This window comes from Lactiplantibacillus dongliensis, assembly GCF_005405105.1.
Classification (GTDB): Bacteria; Bacillota; Bacilli; order Lactobacillales; family Lactobacillaceae; genus Lactiplantibacillus; species Lactiplantibacillus dongliensis.
Window position 1 is genome coordinate 1 of the sequence record NZ_BJDK01000061.1, and the last position, 5,394, is coordinate 5,394.

The 5,394-nt window shown below is 45.1% G+C and carries 4 protein-coding genes and 1 pseudogene; 4 read left to right on the forward strand and 1 reads right to left on the reverse strand.

The features are described 5' to 3' along the window. Positions 1–83: 83 nt before the first annotated feature. The 4 genes and pseudogenes from FFM80_RS14295 to FFM80_RS14310 all read left to right on the forward strand — a co-directional run bounded on the left by FFM80_RS14295 (position 84) and on the right by FFM80_RS14310 (position 4,720). A complete protein-coding gene (locus FFM80_RS14295; protein WP_171001127.1) occupies positions 84–1,232 on the forward strand; it encodes an NADPH-dependent FMN reductase in 1,149 nt (382 codons plus the stop codon). A gap of 29 nt (positions 1,233–1,261) precedes the next feature. After that, a complete protein-coding gene (locus tag FFM80_RS14300) occupies positions 1,262–1,723 on the forward strand; it encodes a PAS domain-containing protein (RefSeq protein WP_099722335.1) in 462 nt (153 codons plus the stop codon). A gap of 171 nt (positions 1,724–1,894) precedes the next feature. After that, positions 1,895–3,232: pseudogene (locus FFM80_RS14305) on the forward strand (ABC transporter ATP-binding protein); the annotation flags it as partial. Positions 3,233–3,370: 138 nt separating this feature from the next. Further along, positions 3,371–4,720 (forward strand): IS4 family transposase, encoded by a 1,350-nt coding sequence (locus FFM80_RS14310; protein WP_100070955.1) that lies wholly within the window; start codon positions 3,371–3,373, stop codon positions 4,718–4,720. A gap of 128 nt (positions 4,721–4,848) precedes the next feature. Here FFM80_RS14310 and FFM80_RS14775 read toward each other — a convergent pair whose 3' ends face one another. After that, positions 4,849–4,926: a putative holin-like toxin gene (locus tag FFM80_RS14775; RefSeq protein ID WP_076661461.1), complete on the reverse strand. Its 78-nt coding sequence runs from the start codon at positions 4,924–4,926 to the stop codon at positions 4,849–4,851. Between the last annotated feature and the right edge of the window lie 468 nt (positions 4,927–5,394).

Genomic DNA, 5,394 nt, shown 5'->3' on the forward strand with positions numbered 1-5,394 from the left:
ATCCAATGAACTATTAGAGAATATCACGCAACGTCTAAGCTGTTAATTGATTGATTATTTATATAATACGAGGAGGGGTCATATTGAAATTAGTTGCCATTGTCGGAACGAATTCGCAAAAATCTTACATCCGTCAGCTGTTAAATTACCTGAAAACACACTTTTCAAGCGACGCAGACATCACGCTTTGTGAGATAAACGACATTCCGCTTTTTTCTGAGGATATCAGTGAAGTTCCTAGCAAGGTTTCAGCCATTTCTGAAATTATTACTGCCTCAGATGGGGTAATCATTGGCACCCCACAGGTTCACCATGCCATTCCATCAGCCTTAAGTTCCGTGCTTGATTGGCTGGCGGTGGCGGGCCATCCGTTTAAAAACAAGCCAACGATGCTGATTGGCGCATCCCTGGATGACCAGGGCGTTGACGACGCACTCGACAATCTTTCAGCTATTCTGCGGTCGCCCGAACTGAACGCTGGGTTACTCACCGGTGATCAGTTTGTCCTGACCAACGTTGCTGCGGCCTTTAACGGTGACGAACTGGCCGATCCATTGGCCGTTAAGTGGTTAGACCACTGTTTTAACAAATTTACCGGTTATATGGGCTTCAATTACGTGCCAACTGGTGACGCGCAACCAGACGCCACGACCAGCGCGTCAAAGGACACCACGCCAGATTATTCGTCTGACCTCGACCACCCTGTGAAGACCGATGCGACTGCGAGCGCATCGAAGAAACCAGCTGGTGGCCTCGACTATTACTCTGATTTGGATGCATCGACACAGCCGACGACCGACACCACGACTGGTGCTTCTAAGCATACTGATGCGACCTCAAGTGCTTCAAAGGATACGGCGTCAGATTACTCATCCGACCTCGACTACCCGGCTCAGGCCGCTGATGCCACGACTGGTGCTTCCAAACAGCCGGCTGACGGCATGGCCTACTCGTCTGATCTAGACACGCCGGTGGCTGCGGGAACGGATGCCACTAGCGGTGCTTCCGAGAAACTAGCGGATGCCACTACTGGCGCATCTCAGAAATCAGACGATGTGCCCACCTACTCATCAGACTTAGATGATCCAAAGCCGGAAACGGACACCAACACTGGTGCTTCCGAACACGATGATGCAACTACGGGGGCATCAAAGGAAACGACCAGTGACTACTCTTCTGATTTAGACCAACCGGCTGCGGCTGACGCCACGACCGGTGCTTCTGAACACTAACAACGCTTCATATATAGGAGGAAATTAACATGACTGATAAAAAAGTGACTTTAGACAGCAATGACGTTTTACACTTCCCCACTGGCGATATTCCATTGGAAGCCCTGCGTGTCCTGTTGAACACCCTGCCCTTCGAAGTTGACTTCGTGGACGCCACCGACCATTTCAAGTGGTTCACCGATGACGGCAACCGGATTTTCAGCCGGACGCAAAAACAAGTTGGCGAAGAAGTGCTGGAATGCCACCCAAAGCAAGCCAGCGATAAAGTGGAACAGATCCTCAAGGAATTCCACGCCGGCACTCGTGACCAATTTGAATTCTGGCTGCCATTAAAGGGTAAGATGGTCTACATTTCATACTTCGCTATCCGTGATGAAGACGGCAAGTACCTTGGCTGCTTCGAATTCACTGGTGACATTGCGCATCTGCAATCGATCAAGGGGACTAAGATTCTTGAAAACAGTCGGGATATTACGGTTGATAAAAAGTAAGACATCGTTAACTAAAGGCACTGACCATTGCAGTCGGTGTCTTTTTTGACTGGCGCGTTCTTCGTTGACTTTCCAATCCCAACCCCTATAATCAGAATTAAACAACTGTGTGAAATCGGTTACATTATTGAATTTACCCACACATCCGTTTCAAAAAATGGAGGGGATCACATGCTCGAACTGCAACATTTTAAAAAATACTATCAGGTGGGCGACACGACCACGAAGGCGTTAGATGATGTGTCCGTCTCATTTCGGCAACAGGAATTTGTCGCGATCCTTGGCCCCAGCGGCTCTGGGAAGACCACGTTGTTAAACAATATTGGCGGGTTGGACGTCTATGACTCCGGCGATTTGATTATTAAGGGAAAGTCCACCAAGGAGTTCAAAGCCTCCGACTGGGACGCGTACCGGAACAACTCGGTCGGCTTCATTTTCCAAAGTTATAATCTCATTGGTCACCTGGGTATCATCGACAACGTTGAATTGGGCATGACGCTCAGTGGTGTGCCCGCCGCCGAGAAAAAGGAAAAGGCCATTTCAGCGCTGAAACGTGTCGGGTTGGAAGACCATATGTATAAGAAGCCGAACCAACTGTCCGGTGGGCAAATGCAACGGGTGGCCATTGCGCGGGCAATCGCCAACGACCCGGAAATTTTACTATGTGACGAACCGACCGGCGCGTTGGATACCGAGACCAGTCAAGAAATTATGCAGATCATTAAGGAGCTGTCAAAAGAGCGCCTCGTCATCATGGTCACCCATAACCCCGACCTCGCCGACCAATACGCCGACCGGATCATTCGTTTCGAAGACGGGAAAATCGTGGATGACACGAACCCCTACAATGAGCTGGAGGAAAACGAACAGTTTCATCTAACCAAGACGAAAATGACCTACTGGACGGCGTTGAAACTGTCGTTTACCAATATCCGCACCAAGAAGGGGCGAGCCTTCCTGACGGCGTTTGCCTCCAGTATTGGCATCATCGGAATCGCAGTCGTTCTCGCCCTTTCAAATGGGTTCCAGAAACAGATCGATCAAACGCAATCCAATACCCTGGCCCAGTATCCAGTAACGATTTCACAAACTGCCACCTCCCAGACCACGGCCAATGACACCAGCAAGAAGGAACATTTTTCTAAGGAAAAGTCCGTTGTGGCGCAGATCAGTGACCAGGATAAGGCGCAACATACTAATAAAATCACGCAGAGCTACGTGACCTATGTGAAAAAGCTCAATCCAAAATACAGCAAGAACGTCGGGATTACGTACACGACCGGTATGAACTTGCTACGCGATGTGAACGGTAAGATCAAGCCGGTCCGGCTGTCTAACGAGAGTCAGTCTAAATCTAGCAGCCTGAACATGTCGAGCGCACTGGCAAGTTCAGCGGGCATTGGCGTTTCCTCCTACCCGGTTGATAATCAGGGCAAGACCAGCTTTCTCAAGAAGCACTACAAAGTGATGGCCGGCGCCTACCCGACTAAGACCACGGATGTCGTTTTAACTAAAGGTTGAAAGTTAATATTTCCACTTAAGCCCTGATCTGTTAGGACTTTTTTGCTACAAAAATAGACATGAAACCATTCACATCTGTATACTTAAAGCGTCTAAACAAAAACCATACAGAGGAGTTTCATGCCTATGTCTACTATACAATACAATGACACTGATATTCATCATTCTTTTGCTCATTTTTCAAAATTGGTCCATCTCTCCGCTATTTTGCGTCGTGTCAATATCCATAAATCGCGCGGTATTAAAACTGAACGCTTATTTGAGTGGTTATTAACCACCATCTTTAATCGTTACTCCATTTTCAGAGCAGAAAAGGCTAATGATTTTTCAAAACGAACTGTTCGCAATTGTCTAAATGATCCACATATTAATTGGCAACGGCTAGTTCAGCTATTAGCGATCCATTTGATCCAATACGTGCAACATTTTACCGATCCAAGACGGCGACAAGCCTTGATCATTGATGATTCACTGTTTAAACGTGAATTTTCACGCAAAACTGAATTATTAGCTCGTGTTTTTGACCACGACAAACAGCAGTATTTTAAAGGCTTTAGGACACTAACTTTAGGCTGGAGTGACGGCAATACTTTTTTACCGCTGAACTTTGCCTTGATGTCATCAAGCCACGCCAAAAATCGGTTTGGGCACCTTAAGTCCAGTGATCAACGATCACTGGCCGCGAAACGACGTACACAGGCAACCCGTAAAATGACCGATGTCGCTTTAGAATTAGTAGATGATGCAATCAAATCCGGCATCAAGGCCAAGTACGTCTTATTCGATAGCTGGTATGCATCACCGCGTATGTTTGCGGCATTGCTAAAACGTCATTGTCATGGGATTGGTTTGTTGAAAAAAACTAAAAAAGTCTATTTTCGTTATCGTGGCCGAGAAATGGATATTAAGACTTTATACACTAACTTACGGCGCAGTAAATGGCCAATTAAGGATAGCTATCTATACAGTCCAATCGTCACATTTGAAGTTGATGGCGAAAAAATCCCAATGAAGTTAGTCTTCGTAACCAAACGTGGCCAGGCTGATCAATATCTTGTGTTGGCGACCACAATGACTGACCTAAGACCAGAAGCAATCATTCAGATGTACGGTCGGCGTTGGCAGATCGAATGTTATTTTAAAGTCGCTAAACAATACCTGCAATTTGATCAGACTCAAGTCCAAAGCTATGATGGGCTTTGCGGTCACCTAGCAATGGTCATGTTAAGCTATGACGTCCTTGCATTGGCGCAACGTGAAAATACGGACGACAGGACGCTGGGTGACTTATTCTTCGATTATGGACGACCGTTGCCTGATATTAAGTTAGTAAGTGCGTTGAATTGGCTGATACAAACAATTACTGGTCTAGGTGAAAAACTCGACATGGCGGTTGAAACATTAACTATTATTTTTGACGAATTTATAAAAGCATTACCGAGTAGCCTGGCCAGGCTACTCGGTAATGCTCAATGAAGTGGAAACTAGTAATATACCGTGCCATAACCGTTTGACATCAATGGTTACGGTCTATTTGATACTTTCAACCTTTAGTTTAATAATAGATTAAATAATCCGTTAGCCCTGCCAAAAGCTAAGACGGATTATTTTTTTTGCTGACTTTTGATCAGCTCAACAATTAATGCAATCAAGGCCACGATAAATGTACCGAAAGCTAGCATTAATTGTAAAGCGTCCGAAACGGACACTTAGGCTACTCCTTTCGTTAGGATTTATGGGCTTTAAAGGTTTAACACCATAAGCACCGCCTCCGATCGGAAATAGCCACCGCCTTAACTTCTCTACTTGATTCATTATACAGAGATATAATTCTTTTAGAAACATATTTTTAAATCAGTAGTGTACTTCATTCTAACCTGGATTAGTGTATTAACGTAAGTCATCTTAGTAAGAACATTGAGCATAAAAATACGGTAATTGATTCATTTTATCAGAGTGCTTGCTTATATCTATAGGAGGTTCTATTTTGAATATTCAATCTGTAAATAGTTTTTTAAGCAAAAAAGCAGAATCCCTAAAGTCTATAAAAGCTAATGTAACAGTTGATGGAAGAGGTTTGCTACCACGATTTTTCTATAGAGGACAGTCAAATGACTTCAAAAGTAGTAATAACGTTGCTAGCATCTTTA